At 50.9% G+C, this 20,142-nt stretch carries 16 protein-coding genes; 1 reads left to right on the forward strand and 15 read right to left on the reverse strand.

Translation table 11 applies throughout. The annotated features are described in order from the left end of the window. Positions 1-10: 10 nt before the first annotated feature. The 5 genes from AC0YOA_RS04265 to AC0YOA_RS04285 all read right to left on the reverse strand — a co-directional run bounded on the left by AC0YOA_RS04265 (position 11) and on the right by AC0YOA_RS04285 (position 5,489). Positions 11-889 carry a carbohydrate ABC transporter permease gene (locus tag AC0YOA_RS04265; protein WP_475785546.1) on the reverse strand — a complete coding sequence of 293 codons (879 nt, stop codon included), beginning with the start codon at positions 887-889 and terminating at the stop codon, positions 11-13. 73 nt (positions 890-962) lie between these two features. Continuing rightward, positions 963-1,874, reverse strand: coding sequence for an ABC transporter permease (locus tag AC0YOA_RS04270; protein WP_475785803.1), 912 nt, complete (start codon positions 1,872-1,874; stop codon positions 963-965). 544 nt (positions 1,875-2,418) lie between these two features. Continuing rightward, positions 2,419-3,657, reverse strand: a complete 1,239-nt coding sequence (locus AC0YOA_RS04275) for a hypothetical protein (RefSeq protein WP_475785547.1) — start codon at positions 3,655-3,657, stop codon at positions 2,419-2,421. Beyond that, complete coding sequence (locus tag AC0YOA_RS04280; RefSeq protein WP_210039454.1) at positions 3,650-4,111, reverse strand: RNA polymerase sigma factor; 462 nt, start codon at positions 4,109-4,111, stop codon at positions 3,650-3,652. Before AC0YOA_RS04280 ends, AC0YOA_RS04275 begins: the two co-directional genes overlap by 8 nt. Positions 4,112-4,367: 256 nt before the next feature. Then, positions 4,368-5,489 carry an ATP-binding protein gene (locus AC0YOA_RS04285; RefSeq protein ID WP_475785548.1) on the reverse strand — a complete coding sequence of 374 codons (1,122 nt, stop codon included), beginning with the start codon at positions 5,487-5,489 and terminating at the stop codon, positions 4,368-4,370. 339 nt (positions 5,490-5,828) lie between these two features. On the opposite strand from AC0YOA_RS04285, the gene AC0YOA_RS04290 reads away from it, so the two are divergent. Continuing rightward, a complete protein-coding gene (locus AC0YOA_RS04290; RefSeq protein WP_475785549.1) occupies positions 5,829-7,247 on the forward strand; it encodes an ABC transporter substrate-binding protein in 1,419 nt (472 codons plus the stop codon). A gap of 19 nt (positions 7,248-7,266) precedes the next feature. Here the strand turns inward: AC0YOA_RS04290 and AC0YOA_RS04295 are convergent, their stop codons facing one another. The 10 genes from AC0YOA_RS04295 to AC0YOA_RS04340 all read right to left on the reverse strand — a co-directional run bounded on the left by AC0YOA_RS04295 (position 7,267) and on the right by AC0YOA_RS04340 (position 20,139). Further along, positions 7,267-8,256, reverse strand: a complete 990-nt coding sequence (locus AC0YOA_RS04295) for a phage baseplate protein (protein WP_475785550.1) — start codon at positions 8,254-8,256, stop codon at positions 7,267-7,269. Between the two features lie 159 nt (positions 8,257-8,415). Then, positions 8,416-8,820, reverse strand: a complete 405-nt coding sequence (locus tag AC0YOA_RS04300) for a hypothetical protein (protein WP_475785551.1) — start codon at positions 8,818-8,820, stop codon at positions 8,416-8,418. 432 nt (positions 8,821-9,252) lie between these two features. Then, positions 9,253-10,554 carry a 4-hydroxybenzoate 3-monooxygenase gene (locus tag AC0YOA_RS04305; RefSeq protein WP_475785552.1) on the reverse strand — a complete coding sequence of 434 codons (1,302 nt, stop codon included), beginning with the start codon at positions 10,552-10,554 and terminating at the stop codon, positions 9,253-9,255. Between the two features lie 1,015 nt (positions 10,555-11,569). Further along, positions 11,570-12,676 (reverse strand): glycoside hydrolase family 172 protein, encoded by a 1,107-nt coding sequence (locus tag AC0YOA_RS04310; RefSeq protein ID WP_475785553.1) that lies wholly within the window; start codon positions 12,674-12,676, stop codon positions 11,570-11,572. 15 nt (positions 12,677-12,691) lie between these two features. Next, the gene (locus AC0YOA_RS04315) at positions 12,692-13,678 is read right to left on the reverse strand and encodes an ABC transporter ATP-binding protein (RefSeq protein WP_475785554.1); all 987 of its coding nucleotides are present in this window, start codon (positions 13,676-13,678) and stop codon (positions 12,692-12,694) included. Further along, positions 13,668-14,666: an ABC transporter ATP-binding protein gene (locus tag AC0YOA_RS04320; RefSeq protein WP_475785555.1), complete on the reverse strand. Its 999-nt coding sequence runs from the start codon at positions 14,664-14,666 to the stop codon at positions 13,668-13,670. The genes AC0YOA_RS04315 and AC0YOA_RS04320 overlap by 11 nt, the downstream gene beginning before the upstream one ends. 1 nt (position 14,667) lies before the next feature. Further along, the gene (locus AC0YOA_RS04325) at positions 14,668-15,492 is read right to left on the reverse strand and encodes an ABC transporter permease (RefSeq protein ID WP_475785556.1); all 825 of its coding nucleotides are present in this window, start codon (positions 15,490-15,492) and stop codon (positions 14,668-14,670) included. A gap of 24 nt (positions 15,493-15,516) precedes the next feature. Further along, the gene (locus tag AC0YOA_RS04330; RefSeq protein WP_475765649.1) at positions 15,517-16,515 is read right to left on the reverse strand and encodes an ABC transporter permease; all 999 of its coding nucleotides are present in this window, start codon (positions 16,513-16,515) and stop codon (positions 15,517-15,519) included. An 87-nt stretch (positions 16,516-16,602) separates the two neighbouring features. Beyond that, positions 16,603-18,540 (reverse strand): ABC transporter substrate-binding protein, encoded by a 1,938-nt coding sequence (locus AC0YOA_RS04335; protein ID WP_475785557.1) that lies wholly within the window; start codon positions 18,538-18,540, stop codon positions 16,603-16,605. A 99-nt stretch (positions 18,541-18,639) separates the two neighbouring features. Next, positions 18,640-20,139 carry a response regulator gene (locus tag AC0YOA_RS04340; RefSeq protein WP_475785558.1) on the reverse strand — a complete coding sequence of 500 codons (1,500 nt, stop codon included), beginning with the start codon at positions 20,137-20,139 and terminating at the stop codon, positions 18,640-18,642. Between the last annotated feature and the right edge of the window lie 3 nt (positions 20,140-20,142).

A 20,142-nucleotide genomic window follows, 5' to 3' on the forward strand; every position in this document is an offset into this window, starting at 1 on the left:
GTCCAGTTGCTTACTCTTTAACGGCCCCGATCATCGAGCCCTTCGCAAAATGCTTCTGCAGGAAAGGATAGACCAGCAGAATGGGAATCGTCGCAATGACGACCGCCGCCATCTTCAGCGTCTCCGGCGGAATCTGCTGCTCCGAGACCATCTCCGCCGCCGCAGCGCCCCCCGCAGCCGTGGAAGAGTCAATGAGCATGTTCTGCAGGAGCACCTGCATGGGCTGCTTGTCAAAATCATTAATGTACAGCAGCGCGCTGAAGAAGGTGTTCCAATAGGCTACGGCATAGAATAGGCCGAAGGCAGCCATAGACGGCAGGGATAAAGGCAAAATGATCCGCCACCAGACGCTGACATCGTTGCATCCGTCAATCCTTGCAGCTTCCTCGAGACTCGGCGGGATGCTGTCGAAGAAGCCCTTCATCAAGAGGACATACCAGCCGCTTGTCAGCACAGGCAGGATGAGCGACCAGGTGCTGTTGATCAGATGCAGATCGCGGACAAGCAGGTACGGCGGGATAATTCCAGGATTGAACAGGGTGGTAAGCAGGATCAGCAGCATCATGATGCGTCTGCCCTGCAGCCTTCGGCGGGAGAGGGAATAGGAAAGCCCCGATGTCACGAGCAGACTTAAGGCTGTGCCGACAACAGCGAGAAATCCGCTGTTGCCCATGGCCCGCAGGAACGCGTCCGTGGACATCAAATATTGATAGGACACCAGGCTCCAGTGCGCCGGCCACAGCGTTGCCCGGTTCTTGATGAATTCCGACGGGTCGGTGAAAGATACCACGAATACATAATAAAGCGGAAACAAGGTGACCAGGCCGACAACGGCAAGCAGAGCCGCATTGGCAAAGGTGAACATACGGTCACCGTAGTCTCTTTTCATAATCGACTCCTCCTTTCATTCTTGCGTAATTACAAGCCCAGGCATCTACGCGGATAATCCTTCGAATGCCTATTCAATAAACGCCTTCCTCGCCGAATTTTTTGGCCAGGCGATTGGCGCCAATGACCAGCAGCAGGCCGATGACCGATTTGAATACACCCACTGCCGTACTGAAGCTGAATTGTCCCTGCTTGACCCCAAGGCGGTAAACGTAGGTGTCGAACACGTCCGCAACCTCGGACACCGCTCCGTTCATCATCAGAAATACCTGCTCGAAGCCGACATCCATCATATGGCCGATGCGGAGAATCAGCAATATGATGATAACCGGCCGTATGCCGGGCAGCGTGACATGCCATATTTGCCGAAGCCTCCCCGCTCCGTCAATCTTCGCCGCCTCGTATAGCTGCGGGTCAATCCCCGCCATAGCGGCAAGGAAAATAATCGTCCCCCAACCTGCGTCTTTCCATATGGATTGCGCCGTCAGCAGCCCCCAGAAGTAGTTCGGGGTCGTAAGGAAATCTATTTTGTTCAGACCCGCCGCCACAAGCAGCTGATTCACAATGCCTTCACCTGTGGAAAGCAGCAGGAACGTGATGCCGACAATAATGACCCAGGATAAAAAATGCGGCAAATAGACGATGGTTTGAATGACCCGTTTGTAGGCGATGCTGCGAACCTCGGCAAGCATGACCGAAATGAGTATGGGAAGTGGAAAAAACAGCAGCAGCGACAACAGGTTAATCGCCATCGTATTGCGGAACAGCATCATGAAATCGGGATTGGAGAAGAACCGTACATAATGATCGAAGCCCACCCACGGGCTGCGCCACATCCCCTGATACGGCGAGTAATTCTGAAATGAAATGATGATTCCCCACATGGGCACATATTTGAACAAAATAAAGAAGACAATTCCCGGCAGCGCCAGCAGGTAAAGAAACTTGTCCCGCTTGATTCCGTTCCATATGCTCTGCTTGCGCATTTGCTGCACGGCAGAGATGTATGCGGTTTCATCACTTTGCTTCCGGTTCGCCTTAAAATACGAAGACATCCTTCCTGCCACCTCCTTTGACTGTATGAACCCAAGCCGCCACCCAGGGTTCGGGTAAGGCCACTTTACGATATGCGGTCATTTCCGGCAATCGCAACTTTTTGCAAAGCGGGCCTGCAGGTGCCTGATTGCCCTCTGCTGCGGGGTTTCCAACCTGACCGCTCCCTCTGCCCGGGAGGCTTATCCATGGATTTCCACCAGTTGACTTTTCTTGCATAATGACTGTCCGGCCGTGAAACTGTTCGTTGAACATACAAATTGTTGAATGGGGATGTTGATTCCGCGCGGTTATTAGAATGACAAAAACGGCAGCCCTGGACGAAAGAATGTCCTGGACTACCGCCGTTATATGGAGCCATTTAACCGGGAACGGGAATTTCCCATCCACGCCTGTTTGAATTCAAGATATAAGCCGCCAGGCTTGCAAACTTCACCGAACGGTCTGAATTGGAGCGGTATCGTCAGAATATGCCTGTTACAGCTTCAGATAATTAACGTTGCTGATATAAACCGTATCATCCGCATCCGCAGCTGCAGCCTCGGCTGGTTCGTCATGATCCTTTTCGGCTCGCCGAACATCGATTACGCCTTCATTCTTGATCAGCTTCGTTTGGACTATGCCATACTGTTCGCCCTCGACGCTGATGACGCCATAATTTACGATAGATCCGAGCGAATCGAACAGCAGTTGCGGATCGATCTCTGGCGCAACATCAAGCACCCCGTGTACGATGAAAGAGAGTGGTTCCGGCGTATATTTCAGCTCGCTCGGTGTTAAGCGGTATTCGCCTTCAACGACGCGCAGCTTGCCAGCGTAGCTCAGCACCTCCACGGCGGGATCGGTCGTTACGGCCAGCACGCCGTCTTTCAGTTCCAAGGGGCACAGGATCGTTCTGTCAGTGTGCAGACGGTCGACTGACGCGGCAAGCCGCTCCGGCGTTACGTCGCGCTCGAACCGGAGCATACTGGTCGCATGGATGCTTCTATGCGGCAGTCTCTGCAGCACGCCCGCATCCAGCGTCAGGTCGCGGTCGATATAGTACGTATCTGCAGGAATAGTGATGATCTTCGCCTTATGCGGATTGACCAGCCTGCCGGACAGCGCGGCCAGCAGCTCCTCGCGGATAACAAGCTCGCCCGTGAACTCCGCATTGTGCAGCTTTTCATCCAGCAGGGCAGTGTCGACAGCATCCAGCAGAACAGCTTTTCCGCTGAAGGAGACCCTGGAGCCGGAAGGCAGCTTGCGCAGGAACAGGTCGTCGATATGGACCGGATCGTTAATTAGAAGCGCGTTATCCATGTATGAAGCGAGACGGCCGTTGTGCTGTATGATCTTCCGTTGAACGACGCTGAGCACGCCCTCGGGGCAAAAAATCGTGCCATTCACGATGATTCCGGCAATGCCGCGCTCCAACGATTCGGCATCGGCATCCGGCCGGATAACGATCGTCCCGTTGACCAGAAGATATTGCGGGCTGTCTCCCTCCGCGGCGGCTCCGACCTCGTACCGGTCGTTCACCATATGCAGCTTGACGCCTTCCGGTATCTCGACCCGTACGTTGATGTTATTCTGAGCGACGTTAGCCAGCAAGCCGACGGTCGCTGTGCTGTACAGCAGTAAATTCACGTTCCTGATCATGCTTACGTCGTCCATCGTTTGTTCGGCTGCCGTCGTGATGTCCAGCACATTAACATTTTGGATTACTTTATTCATGGCGGGAATCCTCCTGTTCTTGGTTCAGCTTATTTCGCAATAAGCGTAAGGCGGTATGAATACGATAGCGGACGGTGGCGTGGGGGACGCCGGACCGATCGGCGATCTGCTTGCCGGTCATGCCCAGAATGTAACGCTGTCGGATGATTTCGCGAAGCTGGGAAGGAAGGCACTGCAGCAGCTCTTCCGTTTCCAGACCAGCCAGGAAATCGAAGTCGGTCCAGGGGTCGTACCCTTCGGGCAGCGCGGTCTCGAATTTCGTTCTCCGGCGCCGGTCGTAAAGCAGGTTTCTCATCACCTTATAGAGCCAGGCCCTGCGCTCGTACGCCGCCAGCCGTTCGAGGGTTACGGAATGGGCCAGCGCCCGGACGAACGTCTCCTGCAGCAGATCCTCCGCTTCCTTGTCGTTGCCGGCGATGGATCTGGCAAAGCGGTTCAATTCGGCATAATGCACGGTATACAGTTGTTCGATGATCGCGGCAGCCCCCTTTCAATATCCGTCCATTTCAGCTCCATCCGTCCTTCGCATGTATAACGTTCGGGCGGGGGAAAGTGTTGGGCAATGCGCGAACTTTTTTTTCCGGAAGCACAATCCTTGAAATTTGAGTCTGGCAGGGAGCAACAGTATCCAGTAGATTGTATAGGGGTAATGGCATATTTGAAAAGCACGCCAAAAAGCCAACCATCGAAACGGTTGACCCCTGGATCGTCTATTGAATGCTGAATCGCAGCTCTGGATTGTCTTTTCTCAGCTCATTGATTCGCGCTTCTATAACTGCTTTGTCAAAACTGCCCGCAAACAGGTCCCGTTCGGGATTAAAGGTAATGCTCGTGCCCGTTTCATTCGTCTCACCGACCTTCATTAATCCGGTTTGCGGTATCCCGTGCCGATACTCTTGCCGATAAATTCCGCCATCTCTGCGAATTTCCACGTTCAATACGCGAGATAGCGCATTAATGAACGCCATCCCGATTTCTTTCTCCGCACCTGGAGCGAAAAACGATGTGCCTTCTTTGAAGGCGTTGATCTGTTCGATTTCGGTCAAGACAGTCTGCACCACAGGCTTGCCGGTTTGCGGCAGCAATCGAATCGGAATCCCCCGTCCGTTATCCGTTACCGTTATGCTTCCGTCGTCATGCAGATAGATACCCAGTTCGCTGCAATATCCGGCCCGATGCTCATCGATCGAATTGTCGAGAACAGGCCAAAGCAGATGATGTATATCATATCCTGACTGCGTTGGAGCGCCCAAATAGGCATGCGCTTCATTACGGGCTTCAGTCATATCGATAAAATCGCTGGTATCGATCAAATCCGAAACCGCTGACAGCAGAAGAAGAATCGGAAAACGGCGGTGAGCCGGAATGGTATAGCGTCCTCCGCGTTCTTCCTGAGTCAATAAATCCGCGCCAGACAAAGCCTTCAAATGGTGATACAGCTGTCCGGTTGTCCCCATATTCAGCCGCTCCACAAGCTCCGTTCCAGTACGTGGCTCATCCCAAACCTCAAGAAGCAAATCCAGACGCTGTTTATGTCCGAGTGCGGAAATTACTTTCGCCGCCTTGCCTCTGTCAAGTCCGAGCAAATCGTCAGATTTTCGTTCCTGCGGCCCACATCTTACCGTTTGCTGCCCGCTTCGATAATAACCCGAGAAGTAAATCGCGCCATGTTCCGTGTTACCATCCTGCAGAAACGCTTCCGTTGAGAGGGGTTCGTTCCCTCCTTCAGCCGCCGGTTTCCGCTCGGTTCCTCCCATTTGCCGAACAAGCCGCTCGAGCTCTGACAACTGCGTTTTCAAGGCATCCAGTTCAACTCCGTAATCCCGATCCATTGTACCTCACTCCTTTTATTTAATAATGCTGCGGTCACTTAAGATATTCATTCGTTAATAACGTTATTACGTAATTACGTTATTACATATATAATAACAAATATATCCTTCGTTGTAAATGCCAATGGGCATAAAAAACAAAAGGAGCTGCCGCAGCAGCCCCTTCGTCAAATGACTTTCGTTAAACTAGTATCGCTCGCTCTCATTCTGATGCAGGTTAATTCGAGCAGATACAAACGTTTATATTTTGTTTACAACTTCATTACGTTTTGGTCACAAGCATCCTTTACATTAAATGAGGCAGAACTCTGAATCCGCAGGAAGACAGGTGTGTTCACGATGAAAAAAACAGCCCTTGCATTATTTCTAAGTATCCTTTTTGTATTTCTAGCCGCCTGCAGCAATAACAGTTCAGGCAGCGCAGCATCCCCCTCCAAGCAGGAGACGGGAAGCTTGGAAGATCCGTCCACCCCGCCGAACCAGACGGGAAATGGAACAGATCCGCAGTATCCTCCGGCAGAGGGGAAAGCCACAATCGTGTTCTCGACGTTCTGGGAGGACGCCAATCTTCAGGGAGCCGTAAAGAAATATGAGGCGCTGCATCCCAATGTTGATATCGATCTGAAGTATGTGAAGACGGATAATGAGCATTTTACAGCCGATCTTGAAAAATTCGTGGAGACCTCGAACACGTCTATGCTGGCAGGCAAAGGTCCCGATCTGATCATGATGGATGATTTGCCGATTGATAAGTATGTGGATCATAAGCTGCTTGCCGATCTGAACCTTATGATGCAGCAGGATTCGAGCTTTCCGGAGGAAGACTATTTCACCAATATTCTCGATAAGCTGAAGCTGGATGGAGGTCTGTACGGAATGCCGCTTTCTTTCCAGCTGCATGCGCTGGTCGGCGATTCAGACACAATCAGCCAAAGCGGAATTAAGGTGGACGATAAGAACTGGACATGGAGCCAATTTGCCGAGTCCGCGAAGCAAATCAAGGAAAAAGGCAGTGACAAGAACAAGATCGGGTTTGGCGGCACTCCGAATTATATGCTGCTTCAGATGGTGAACGATAATTATTCCCGGTTTGTGGACCGGACAAGGCGGCAAGCGAATTTCGACTCGGAGTCCTTTACCGGCCTGATGCAGCAGGTCAAAACACTCTTCGACGACGGAGTCATAGGCCCTGGAGTTTTAGGAGCGAATGGGTCTTTCTCTTATTTTAACCAGTCCCAATTCAATTCTCCCAGCGACTACCTCGTTTCCCTGAAGGAATTCGGAGAGGGCGCCAGGCTGTACGTCACACCACATACGCAAGACGCAGGAAATGGAGGTTATTTCACTCCCTACAGAAGTATAGGAATGAACGCCAGTTCTTCAGTGAAGCCGGAAGCCTGGGAATTCATCAAATTCCTGATCTCGGAAGAAGGACAGACCAGTACCAATCTGCAATCAGCTGGATTCTCCTTCAACAAAAACGTCTTCAAAAAACAAATCCAGCAGCTGAAGGACGCAGGGACGGTGCAGCCCGATAAGGAAGGACCTCTTCAAGGAAAGCCGTTTGCGGTTGATGCCGCTGCGCTTGATCAATTGGACGCCATCTTGAACGGAGAGTTTCATTCCGCGGCGCCCAAATCCTCACAAATTGAAGATACGATTATTCAGGAATCCGAAGCGTTCTTCACCGGCCAAAAAACGGCGCAGGATGTTGCCAAGCTGATTCAGAACAAAGTTACGCTCTTCCTTAATGAGTAGAATGTTTATTGGCGCTATTTTAAAAAGTGCTGTCAGGAACGTAATAAATTTTCTGCGTATTTTTTTTATTTACGGGGTCTGTAACGATATTAAAATAAACGTTACCGTCTTTTGTCTGTACTCCCTCGATTTCATGGGTTCCCACATTTGTGATATTCACAAGGGTTTTGTACGCTCCTGTGTTTGACATCATTGCAATCTGGGGAGTATCGCCTTCCGCTCCGCCTGATGTATAGATTTCCGTATTAACGAGCATATCAAAACCCTGGAAAGATCCGTTCGGTCTGACTATTGCACTGCCTGACTGGGTAAAGCTTGTAACGCAGGCGCTGACGGCCGCAGCACTGTCCATCCGCACCTGCTCATTGCTGTCAAGAAGCCGGTTCAATGCTGCCGTGTCATAAATGGACCAGGTAACAGTTCCTTCTGCAGTTTGTATGCGTAAAATCGTATGGGTGCTGTTGCCGCCGCCATCAACACGGTATGTCTCACCTAATCTTGAGCCGGTCTTATCGGCGTAATTCATATAGGTTAACCGATGAAGATCCGTATAATCATAAGTCGCGCCAGCCGAGTATTGAAGTCTTGCTACCTGAAGCGACCAGTTATACGTTGTTGAGGGATCCGCTTTTGAGCTGAAATAAAAGTAATTTATACCATTGTATGTGTACATATCAAGCGTTTGGCCATGACCGGAATTGGTAATGGTCATTTCATCCACGTAAGTAGCGTCACTTCCGTTCATGAGCAATCTTGATAGATAGACTGTCCCCCCAGACCGCTGGGTAACGTAGAGATATGTTGAAGCGATATAAGCTTTCTGAACGGCCAGGTTGTGATTAAGTCCCTTGAGATTGTATGCGAGTTTTGCCGAAGCGTTTACTGTTCTCTCAGGAGATGCCGCAAATACGGGCAAAACAGACATTCCAAAAATGAGAATGGCGAGAAAAACAGATGTGAGTATTCTTAGTTGGCTTTTGATAAGACTGAGCGCTTGAACTTGAAACATAATGATACCTCCATTGTTTTGGACTAAAATCGTTGTACGGCTCTGGAAAACTGAATCTATAACTGGTTTATAAATACAACTAGATTATCCAGTATTAGGATTAATCTTAGAATGGTCATTTAGAACCAAAAAATGTTAATATTCTGTATATGAAAATGGTTATGCGCACTTTCCTATAATATTTACCTTATCATTACTAATTGTCACTTTCGAATTTCCCGCCAGATATTCCGTATAGCCACAAACCGTTTCCTTACCGGTAACTCCTCTTGAGTCGATATATGTTATATATATTGCCCCTTCACCACTTAAGGTAAGTTTAGGCTTTATTTTCATGGTTTCCCCGCTCTTGATTTTCTTTGTACGAATATCTTTCGAGGTCCCTTTTATTATTCCAGTCTCCACTGAAACAATCTCATAGTCTGATTTATTATGTATGGTTACGGAAAAGCTCTGAAATTGGTAAAGTATATTGTCCTGAAGCCAATTGAAACCTAAAATAACTAATATTATAAAAGAAAATGCTGAAATTAACAGAAGAATAGGCCGCTTTTTTCGGTTCACATTCGTGCCCTCTTCCATTATTAGTATAATATTACTACTATAAGAGACGTATTCATACGCTTATAAGTTGCACCCTGCCAGGTTAACCTATTGACCCAAGTGTGAAAGGATTCACCTTTGTCAGAATAGCCATACAATGTCAATTGTGAACAATGAAACGCAGAATGTTGAGCATTATCTGCACTCTTCGTGCCAGTTCTAATGCGCTTCTTTGAAAATCCTTCCAAGTTATTCCATTTCCATGTATTTCACCGGGTTTACATTATTCACGACACGGTTCACATAACGAGACCCCTGTGCTTAGTCCACAGGGGCAGAATACTTTCTCATATTCACTGCAGTACGATCGATGGCAGACATTGGTCCGGTTTTAATAAAACATCTTCAGATTCGTTGCCCCTGAGACGATGATCTACCCGATTAGCAGGATCGCTATCGACCGACATAGCTTTCCGCGAACAGATTCGCATAGGCGTTGGATCCGCACAACCTTTCAAGTCTTGCCCGTCGCAGGCGCTCGGAGAACGCCTGTTCGTTGCTTCCATCGGTGCTGTGGATCAACCGCAACATCCAGTCGGAGAACTCTTGTACCTGCCACACATGCGGGAGGCGTGTCTCGGAGTACTCCCTTAGCAGCGTTCCATCCCTCTTTCGGTAGTGAGCGATAAGCGCGCGTGCGAGGACTTCGGCGTCGGCAATGGCGAGATTCATGCCCTTCGCTCCGACGGGAGTGATGATGTGGGCAGCGTCGCCTGCGAGGAAGAGGTTTCCATACTGCATCGGCTCAGTTACTACGCTACGCATGTCGAGTACCCTGCGCTCGATGATCGGGCCGGTGATCAAGTCGTTTTCACCGTCGATAGCCATACGCTTGCGCAGCTCTCTCCAGACGCGAACATCTGGCCACTCTGATTCCATGTCCCCGGGCGGACACTCCAGGTAAAATCTTGTGACCTGTGGGGTTCGAGGCATCTGCCCGGCAAAGCCGGAATCGTGCAGTGCATATACTATCCTTTTCATCGATGATGGTACCTCAGCGAGGAGAGCCAGCCATCCGATACCGTACTGCTTAGTGAATGTCGTAACATGGGTCGAGGGGATCGATGTGCGGGACACGCCGTGGAACCCGTCGCACCCCGCGACGAAGTCACATTCCAGTTCCAATTGGAGCGGACTGTCAGAAGAGTCCTGCACGACACAGGTGACCACTGCTCGATTGTCCTCCAGGCCTTCCATTTTGACAGCCGGGTGTGAGAACAGCACTTTCCCGCCTCGGGACGTAAACAGCTCGAGCAGGTCCCTCACCAAGAACTGCTGCGGGTAGACGACGTGGGCACCGCCGGCGAGATCACCGTATGGAACTATGTACTGGCTCCCTCCGTGACGGAACTCGCATGCCGTGTGGGGTACGCCTCGAAGGTCCAGTCCCTCCGAGAGGCCATGTTGGCGCAGGAATTCCACTACGCGGTGCTCGATAAATCCGGCTCGTGCACGGGTCTCCACGTATGCCTGGGTCTGACGCTCGACGACGACGCAATCAATGCCCTCCTGCTGCAGCAGGAGGGCCAGGACGAGACCGGCTGGCCCCGCTCCGACGATAGCCACTTGCGTGCGTGAGCGTATCAGATCCTCGCTATCTACCGGGCTTGGCACAAATTCCTCACCCAACGCTTTGGTATAGCATGCAGATTGTTCACTAGCAATCTCGTCGTTAAAAAAGTACCGCTTCGCCATTAGAACAGCCTCCCTTATTGTCAAACAATTCTGATTTTTATAGGGTCATTACTGTTTTTTGTGCTCTAACATCAGTTCAAGCGATTATTTAAAATCACTTACGTTTGTTCGTGAACCGATGGCATTAAGGCGTTTACTGGTACTTTTGGCGACTTGCGGTTAATTTGTTTTATTCGTATCTCTATGTGTGGCAACACGCCACAATAATTCAAAGACAGCTCCAAATGCTGAATGCTCAGTGATATTGAATCCCTCTCCAGTTTTTTCATATAGGTATAAAGCTTGCCATGATGAGGGTAATGGTGCTTCTAAACTCGATCGTAGAAGAAAACTGAGTAGCAAATAGCCCATTATCTACTCATGGCGCAATAACTGGTTAGAGCTCGCGACTTTCTTCAAGTATGTAAGGACTAAATGTGCACCTGCATTTCTCCGTCTTCTTCCCGAACCCTTCCCCCACCATTTTATCATTCCCAACATTTGGTTTAAAGGTTTTCCTATAAATAAAGCCCTCAAGAATGAGGACTAAAGTATACCTTTGAGAACTGTCATAAGCAGCGGGAACGCCGAACATCAGATTGCACACAGCTCAATTCCTTTTGTTAGCTGCCGGATCTCCAAAACTACATAGCTTTGTATCGCGTTCCTCCTTCAGTAAGCAGCCTCTCGGCACTCGTGTAGTGATGACTTAATGCCGTTATTTCTCAAATAGATCAGAAAGGATTTAATTTCATACGGTTTTATTTCGAATGCCTCTGCAGCTTTGGTTACATAGCGCTGAATCCGCTGCTCGTCGATATCGGGACCAGCAGAAGTGAGCGGCATGTGTTTCCGGCTATTTTACAAAAAATGACCTGAGTCTGCGACAATCCATACAGGTTCTTATCAGGAACTGACAAGAACCTGTACCGATAAAAAAAGTCGCACAGTTGCGCGACACCAAACCATAATATTTATTCTTACCTCTGCCCAATAAATTTTTATTTGAATTAATTATATTTAGGATGAGCTGGCTTTACCTCGGCCATCGCTTGTTCACAGGCAGCAGCTGCGGGAATGAAGCATGCGGCTCGGCCTGGTACCAGTACGCGACGGAAGACACATCATCCGTTCGTTCGTACAGGGCGCGGCTGTTATGGCCCATCTGCTGAATCGTAACCCGCAGCTCGCTGTCGAAGCGGATCGGGTCCATCAGATGCCAGCGATACAGACCGTGCATCGGAACGCTGTCTTCGCCGAAGATGTCGCTGCGGGTGTTGTCCTCCTTTGAGTAGAACGGATAGCCCATGTAAGGCGTGTTATAGGGGGTTTCTACAATTTTGCCGTCGCGCTTCTCATAGAAACACCAGGCTCCGCCGAAATAATCCTCCGTACCGGTGCCGCAGATCGTCGGCCATTCCACGTCGCCGTCCATAAAGAACTTGATCTCGCCTTCGCCCCACCAATACCGCTCAAGCGCGGCCCATGCCAGGTAGGTACCCACGTAATGGCCTTTTCCCTTAATGCCGTCCACAATTGTGTAATCCTGCGCTTCTGTCGTAATGTTCTCTCTTCGCCATTGGGCATGAAAATAGCCTGCTTCCTCCGGGAGCGCATCAACGAGCGTGTAATTGAATTGATAGAAGAAGCCTTGAATATCGGCAGCGTGCTGATTCTCCACCGTGATCTTCGCCGATTTGCGGAATGGCATCGGGAAATAGCAGTTCATGCCTCCTGTCGGGTTGACCACGACCGGCAGGGAGTTCACATTGCTGCGGGCTCCGAAGCCGTTGCAGAAGAAGTCGCCGAGCGGCGCCTCTACCGAAGGCTCCGCTTCGTCATCCCAGTACATCCGCAGTACTAAATCCCGCAGGACGAAATACCCCTGATCCGTTCGATCGGTAACGGTAATCCAGAAATGCTGGAGAACGCCCGGCCCTGTAATTTCTGCGAGAGTTACCGTGTCTCCCTGGGCAAGCGTGATACAAGGGCGGCCTTTGCGCGCTACACCGAGATGGCTTGCTTCTTTTCCGCCTGCGCCTGCTTCGCCCTTCGGATTCTCGGCCGAGATGGAGCGGGATTTGCCGTTGGTCATTAATGGGGCGGTGGATAAACCGAAGCCTAAACCGTGATTTTGCAGCATGTTCATTACCTCCTGTTATCGTGTGGTTTGGTATTCGTTGTGTTTAATGCATAACACCTCATGTTCCGGTTCAATGTCAACCATGTAAGGCGGAGCGGCTCGGCAGGCGTCCCTCGCGTATTTGCATCTTCCGGCAAATTTACAACCGGAACCGTCTGATTGGACACCATCCCAATCGGGGAGCGTGAGATCTTCATCCCATTTCCTGCCTACTCTCGGAATGGAGTCGAGCAGCAGCTCGGTATACGGATGGGAAGGCATGTTCAGAATGCTTCTCGCATCCCCGAACTCGATGAGCTGGCCGCGATACATGGTTGCAATATAATCGCTGATATAGTAAGCCGTCGAGAGATCATGCGTAATGTAAATGAAACTGACCTTATATTGGTCCTTCAGCTTGAGAAACAGGTTGACGATGTTCATCCGCAGCGAAGCGTCGATCATCGCGACAGGCTCGTCGGCTACGATCAGACTCGGTTTCGGGATAAGCGCCCGCGCTATCGATATACGCTGCAGCTCCCCGCCGGAAAACTGGTTCGGATACTTCCCTTTAATATGGTCCGGATCAAGACCAACCGAATGAAGCACCTCAGCTACGGCCGCTTGCGCTTCCTTCTTGTTTGCGGCAATTTCAAGATTGATCGCGGTTTCGTACAAATAGGAGTCGACCGTCTTCTGCGAGCTGAACGACGTGAACGGATTCTGGAAGATCGGCTGTACCTTCTTGAAAAATGCCTTCCTGTTCTTTCCCTTCCCATAGGCTGAGAGTGGGACGCCGCCAAGACGGATATCACCCGAGGAAGGGGCCAGCAACCGCAAAATCATTTGCGCCAGCGTCGTCTTGCCGCTGCCGGATTCACCGACGATGCTCAAAATTTGCGGTTTGTCGCCAGGCAGCTTCAGATCAACCTTGTCGACAGCAATGATCTTCTTGCCGAGCACCATGCCTCCGATTTTAAAGCTGCGGCTTAGCTGATTAATTTCCAATATATTAACGGACAATGATTTCACCCCTTTGCAGCGAATGGGAATCGTTCAGCAGGTGGCAGCTCGCGAAGTGATCCTCGCCGACGACCGACTCCGCAGGATCCTTCATCCGGCAAAGGTCCATCGCCAGTGGACATCTCGCAGCGAACCGGCAGCCGGCGGGAGGGTTTTTCAAGCTCGGCGGCGTACCGGGAATTCCCTCCTTTTGGCTGTTATCTCCGATTCTCGGGAGCGCGTTAATCAACATTTTCGTGTAAGGATGCTGCGGGCTGTTGAAGATTTGCTCCGTCGGTCCAACTTCAATCATCTGCCCGGCATACATAATGCCCATCCGGTTTGTAATCTGGTAGTGAACGCCCATGTCATGGGAGACGATTACCATGGAGTTCTTCATCTTTCTCTGGACGCGGGAGAGCATCGTCAATATCCCCCGCTGCACAATGACATCCAAGGCGGTCGTCGGCTCGTCGGCAAGTATGATCTCGGGATGGAGGAACGTCGCCAGCGCAATCAGGACGCGCTGCTTCATGCCGCCGCTCAGCTGATGCGGATAAGCATTCAGCACTTCTGGAGGGAGCTCAAGCTCTCTTAAATACTGTACGATCTCCTCCTGCAGCAGCCGCTTGTTTTTCTTGCCATGATACTTGCCGATTGCATCGAAGAACTGCCCCTTCACCCGCGCCACAGGATTCAAGACATGCATAGCTCCCTGAGGGACATACGAGATGACTTTCCACCAGCTCTTATGAATGTCTCCGTTCGTATAGACAATCGGCCTGCCGTCCTTTTGCGTGGAGTGAATTTCTACGGAGCCCGTTGATATTTCCAGCGGATACGCGATCAGGTCATACATGACCTTCAGCAGGGTCGATTTGCCGCAGCCCGATTCTCCGGCAATCCCGAAGATCTCATTCTTTCGCACCTCGAAATTGACGCGGTCTACCGCCTTAACGTAGCTGCCTAGCATATTGTATTGAGCGCTTACGTTGTTCAATCTCAGCATACTATTTCCCTCTCCTTAGCGCAGAATATTGTTGATATCCTGTCATGGTCAGGAACAGGGCAATGAAGATAAGGGCAATCGAGACAACCGGAGACCCGATCCACCACCAGCGGCCCGCCAGCATCGCCTGATGCTGATTCGCCCAGTAAATCATCGTGCCGAGCGTCGCTTTCTCGTTGCTCGACATCCCGATGACCGCAAGCCCGGATTCCGAGCCGATCGCGACCAGGATGGTATTGACGAAGTTCGCAAGCGACCATCCCGCTACGAACGGAAAGATCTCTTTGACGATAATTTTCAACGTGCTGCTGCCGGAGAATACAGCGGTATTGATAAAGTCGCGCTCCCTCAGCGACAGCGCCATCGCACGCAGCTGGCGCGCGGGCCACGGCCAGTTGAAAATAATCAGGATAAGCGCAATATAAAGCAGAGACGCCCTGCCCTTGAGCAGTGTGCCGAGAAGGATCAGGATCGGCAGCGACGGAATGACAATGAACGAATCGGTCATCAGCGTGATGAGCCGGTCAAGGAAGCCCCCTTTAAAACCGGCGATCAGTCCGAGCAGCGCTCCGATTACGGTGGCGAAGAATGCGACGGTAATGCCGATGATGAACGAGTTTTGCAGCGATTTCGTAAGCAGCCAGAACGTATCCTGGCCCAGGTTCGTCGTGCCAAACCAGTGCGCCGGGCTTGGCTTCAAATTTTTGGGATACGTTCCCCACTCGATCGGGTTTCCCGCGTAAAACCAAGGAAATACTAGTCCAAGGATAAGGAAAACGGCAAGGATGGCAGCTCCCGTTTTTAATCGAAAGTTCCAATTCTTCATGATTTCTCCTCCTTTTTCCTCTGGTCACTTGTAGCGTACACGGGGATCCAGGAACGGATACAGGAAATCCACGATAAACGTCGCTCCAGCAACGGCAATGATGGACAGCGTGATCGTACCCATAATCAGGTTGTAGTCGGCCTGCAAAATGCTGTTATAAATAAGCGTTCCGACTCCCGGATAGCCGAAGAGGATTTCCGTGACAAGCGCTCCGTTAAAAATAGTTCCGAGCTGCAGCGCCAGCATGGTCACCTGAGGAAGCGCCGCATTCGGCAGGACATAGCGGGTCATAATTTTACGCTCCTTCAAGCCTTTCAACCGGGCAAAATGCACATAATCCTCCTCTGCGATCCCGGACGAAATCGTCTTCATGCTGATCACCCACCAGCCGGTGCCGACTAGAATCATCGACAATGCGGGGAGCGTCGAGTTCACCAGCAGGCTCCTGATATGTTCCCATGTAAAGCCGGCCCCCTGAAACGTCGCCGTGAGCGGGAAGATCGGAATGATATAGGAGAACAGCATAATCAGCACAAGCGCGAAGATATAATAGGGAATCGGATAGAGTGCGATAGACAGGGCTTCAAAGAATTTGGAATACGGCTTCTCCTTCCGGAATCCGGCCAGCAGTCCGACGGTATTGCCAATCAGCCAGGAGATGAAAGTGGAAGTCAGCAAAAGGCCCATTGTCCAGGGCAGCGCGCGTCCGATCAGCTCGTTGACAGGAGCCGGATAGTTGGCCAGTGAAGGCCCGAAATCCTGAGTCAGCAGCACCCGCTTGAAAAAACCGAAGTATTGCGACACAACCGAGCCTTGCAGTCCGAAGGAATCGTTCAGCGTTTCCCGCAGCGTCTCAACGGCTTTCGGATCGAGAAATGCGGATTTGGACGTCATTTGTCCGATCATCGCTTCCACCGGGTCCGAAGGCAGGAATCGCGGTACGAAGAACACCGCCGTAATGCCGATGAACACAACCAGGATAAAGGTTAAAATCCGGGAAAATAAAAATTTATAGAAATCCATGGGGACTCACACTCCCTTTTTTGAAGCGCATTCCGGGCCGGATACGTTACACCCGGACCGGTATGAAAGGCTTCGATTTCTTCTGTCCTACTTGCCGGTCGGTTTATAATTTGGCGTATAGAACTTGAACTGGGACCACCACCACCACGGTCCTTCGAATTCATTCTCGGCTGTTTGGAATCCCTTCCAATAATACGTGTCGACAGGGACGAACTTGGATGTGCCGAACATGGGGATAAACGGCATTCCTTTTACCATTTCCTTGCTGATTTCTGTGATGTTCGGAATGACCTTCGGATCGCTGCTTTCCAGCCCGTTCAGCTCCTCGACCAACTGGCTGACGCGGTCGTTCGACCAGCGGTTCCGGTTGCCCGGCGCCTGCTGTCCGTTGGGAACGATATATTCCTTATTCCAGCCCTGCAGGTTGGCCGTGCTGTCCGGCAGCAGGCCGCAAGCAGGCCAGTATGAACCGACTTCGAAGCTGCCGGTCGATTCGCTGTCCCAGAACGTGGCGGCATCCATCTGCTGTACGTTCACATCAATGCCGTTCTTTCTCCAGCTGTCCGCAACCGCGAACGCCAGGCGCATCGATTGCACCTCGAAATTGGCAGGGGCGTTGATCGTCAGCTTCCAGGGCGTACCGTCCGGCTTCAGCCATTTATCGCCTTTCTTCTTGAAACCGGCCTTCTGCAGAAGCTTGGCGGCCTCATCGGGATCATATTTGAACCAGCCTACGCCAAAGGTGTTGACCATTTCTTTTGGGTCGGTCGGCAGTCCTTTAATGCCCTGCTGCTTCAGCATGTCGACCATATCCTTTGCATAGCTCTCCTCGAACGGCTTATAGCCGTCACTGAGCTGAAAATCCTTCAACCACGCCGTCATCGGCTTATGGTAATTATCCTGCAGCACGGAGATTGGCGGGAGAATAATTGGCGATACGCGAAGCATGCCGCCAAATGTTGCCATGGAAACGTTCTTGATATCGGTCATGAGCGCCAATGCCCATCGTACATCTTCGTTATCGTAGGGAGCTTTAGAAGCGTTGAAGGACATGCCCCTCTCGCAAGGGTCGTTCATATCGGCGTACGGGAAATTATCGTACCACGCCTGGGCAAACGTGTTCTTCTGTCTTAATACCTCCCAGCTCTCTGGCGTAATATCCTGAAGAATGTCCATATCATGCTGGATAGCGGCTACGATACGCTTCTCCTCAGGACCGAAGTATTTGAATAGAATATATGGGGGTCCAGGCTCTCCTACAAGCTTGCCAACGTCGCTCTTCTGCCAGTCCTGTCGCTTCTCGTACAGAAACCAGTTGCCCTGCGGGTCCCGCTTGCTCAGCTTGTAAGGGCCGACGCCGATCGGATCGGTAAATTTGAACTTCGTCGGATCTTCCTTCTCCCAGATATGCCTCGGCATGACCCGGAACGAAGTCCCCCAGATCACGACGCCCAGCTTCTGCGCGAGGCGCGTTTCCGGCTGCACGGTTTCCACTTCGATCGTCGATTTATCGACAGCCTTCATGCTCTTCACCAGGCTGGAAAAATAGCCGCTATATCCGATCTCCTTGGTTTTCAGCAGCATATCCGCCGTGTACTGCACGTCATCAGCCGTAAATTCGACACCGTCGGACCAAGTGAGGCCTTCCTGAATCTTGAATTTGAATTTTGTATTCGTCTTGTCAAGGGGCTCCGGCATCGTTGCCGCCAAATCAGGGATTTGCTCGCCTTTTACCGTATTAATTTCCCATAGATTCGAGTAAATCAGCTGATGCAGGCCGCTGTCCATCGCGACCGCTCCCGGCATATACGGATTCATGCGGTCGGGGTCCGGGCTTCTTCCGCTAAGAATATCCACGATGAGCGTCTGGTTTCGCGGTGTGCCGACGTCTGTCATTTTCCCTCCGCTGCTCGCGGACGGGGTATCGCCGGCAGACTTCGGTTGGGTCGTCGTGGCGGAATCCGTACACGCCGTCAGAAGAATAATAAGAGCCATCAGATAACTGACCAACCATTGATTTTTCATCACTATGATTCCTCCTTGATTAGGATATCAAAAGTGTATCACCGCCCCTTATTGAAAAAATTGAATATCCTTTGATTTCTTGTAATCGTATTGGGATTTTCATGTAACCGTTTTCTGAAAATCCTTCGGGCTCATCCGCTCAATGCTTTTAAAAACGGTGCTAAAGTACGCGGGGTCTTGAAAGCCGACCATTTCGGCCACCTCATATACTTTCAGATCCTTCTGTTTCAGAAATTGTTTGGCCATTCGTACGCGGAGCTGGTTGACGTATTCGCTGAAGGAAACGTTCATCCACTTCTTAAATTGTGTGCTGAAGTACCAGGAATTCAAAAAAACCGTGTCCGACACGTTCTTGAGTGTAAGCTCCTCCATGTAATGCTCCTCCATATACCGGATGGCTTTTTGAATGTAGCCCGGCATCGCTTCATCCCCCTCCGACTGGCTGAGAAACGAAGTTGTGACCCGCCTGATCCATAGCATCAGCCCATGGAAGGTGGCCTGGCGTTTCACTTCATCCACGTAATCGATCCATTCATGCCGTATCGACGTGACGCCGTGTTCCTCCAAATACTCCTTAAGAAACAGCACCTCTTTAAGTACTTCGTTCTTAAGCCGCTTCGGATCCCAATAAAGATGAAGTCTCTCAAGCGCCTCGACGGCTTCCCCGAGGACCTGCTTCAGCTTGGTTTTATCTCCCTTCAGGATGCACGTTCCCATCACCCGGATGGAGAAATAATAGCTGAACGAATAGGGTTTCTGCTTCTTCATATTTTCACAATACGATATGGCATTTAAAAGGGTCGGAATCTCGTTAAATGAGGCAAAATCCATCCGCCTGAGACAATCCTCATAGATTTGTCTCAGCTTGCCCGGATCGTCGAACCGATCGCCAATGCCAATATACGTCCTGTAGCCTTGGTCCAGCAAAAACTGCTGAACGCCGCAAAGGCTGCTCACGAACTTGTCGTCGTTTACCGGAGCGCGAAAGATCATGACAACATGCCCGTCGCCGCACACCAGATCATCCATCCCCTGCAGCATGACGCCCGACTTCCACCGCTCCTTGAGCAGCAGAGCGACCCGTTCAATGGCGCTAATATGTGACGCAAGCGTCACCATGAGCCTTGGATGCGGTTCAGTCCAGTTTGCCGTCAATACCCGCTTCCCCGACAGTGCCTCCTTCAGCAGCTCTTCATTCGCCCGTTCCTCATCCTGCTTGCTTTCTTTTGACCTTCTCTCTTCTATTTTGTGCAAGGTGTCGATAATATTCTGGTAATGGCAAGGCTTGAGCAAATAATCGCATGCGCCGTGCTTCATGGTTTCCCGGACAAATTCAAAATCCGCATATCCGCTGTGGACGATGACAGAAGTATCCGGGTATTGCGATCGGATAAACTTGGTCAGCTCGACCCCGTTCATATCTGGCATTTTAACGTCCGTAATGACACAATCGACATGCTCGCCGGTGAGCAGTCGCATGGCGTCGGCGGCATTCTGTGCCGCACCTACGATATCGTAATTCGGGCAGTATTGAGACAAAATATGCGCCAGACCTTGCAGGACGGTATTCTCATCATCAACCAGCAACAATTTCAGCATATC

The sequence above is a fragment of the Paenibacillus sp. JT22N12 genome (assembly GCF_056269365.1).

What these genes read in the sequence shown, in the direction of transcription:
- AC0YOA_RS04265 (WP_475785546.1), bottom strand. Translation starts at nt 889, where the DNA reads ATGAAAAGAGACTACGGTGACCGTATGTTCACCTTTGCCAATGCGGCT.
- AC0YOA_RS04330 (WP_475765649.1), bottom strand. Translation starts at nt 16,515, where the DNA reads ATGGATTTCTATAAATTTTTATTTTCCCGGATTTTAACCTTTATCCTG.
- AC0YOA_RS04335 (WP_475785557.1), bottom strand. Translation starts at nt 18,540, where the DNA reads ATGAAAAATCAATGGTTGGTCAGTTATCTGATGGCTCTTATTATTCTT.
- AC0YOA_RS04295 (WP_475785550.1), bottom strand. Translation starts at nt 8,256, where the DNA reads ATGTTTCAAGTTCAAGCGCTCAGTCTTATCAAAAGCCAACTAAGAATA.
- AC0YOA_RS04325 (WP_475785556.1), bottom strand. Translation starts at nt 15,492, where the DNA reads ATGAAGAATTGGAACTTTCGATTAAAAACGGGAGCTGCCATCCTTGCC.
- AC0YOA_RS04290 (WP_475785549.1), top strand. Translation starts at nt 5,829, where the DNA reads ATGAAAAAAACAGCCCTTGCATTATTTCTAAGTATCCTTTTTGTATTT.
- AC0YOA_RS04320 (WP_475785555.1), bottom strand. Translation starts at nt 14,666, where the DNA reads ATGCTGAGATTGAACAACGTAAGCGCTCAATACAATATGCTAGGCAGC.
- AC0YOA_RS04310 (WP_475785553.1), bottom strand. Translation starts at nt 12,676, where the DNA reads ATGCTGCAAAATCACGGTTTAGGCTTCGGTTTATCCACCGCCCCATTA.
- AC0YOA_RS04305 (WP_475785552.1), bottom strand. Translation starts at nt 10,554, where the DNA reads ATGGCGAAGCGGTACTTTTTTAACGACGAGATTGCTAGTGAACAATCT.
- AC0YOA_RS04340 (WP_475785558.1), bottom strand. Translation starts at nt 20,139, where the DNA reads ATGCTGAAATTGTTGCTGGTTGATGATGAGAATACCGTCCTGCAAGGT.
- AC0YOA_RS04285 (WP_475785548.1), bottom strand. Translation starts at nt 5,489, where the DNA reads ATGGATCGGGATTACGGAGTTGAACTGGATGCCTTGAAAACGCAGTTG.
- AC0YOA_RS04275 (WP_475785547.1), bottom strand. Translation starts at nt 3,657, where the DNA reads ATGAATAAAGTAATCCAAAATGTTAATGTGCTGGACATCACGACGGCA.
- AC0YOA_RS04270 (WP_475785803.1), bottom strand. Translation starts at nt 1,874, where the DNA reads ATGCGCAAGCAGAGCATATGGAACGGAATCAAGCGGGACAAGTTTCTT.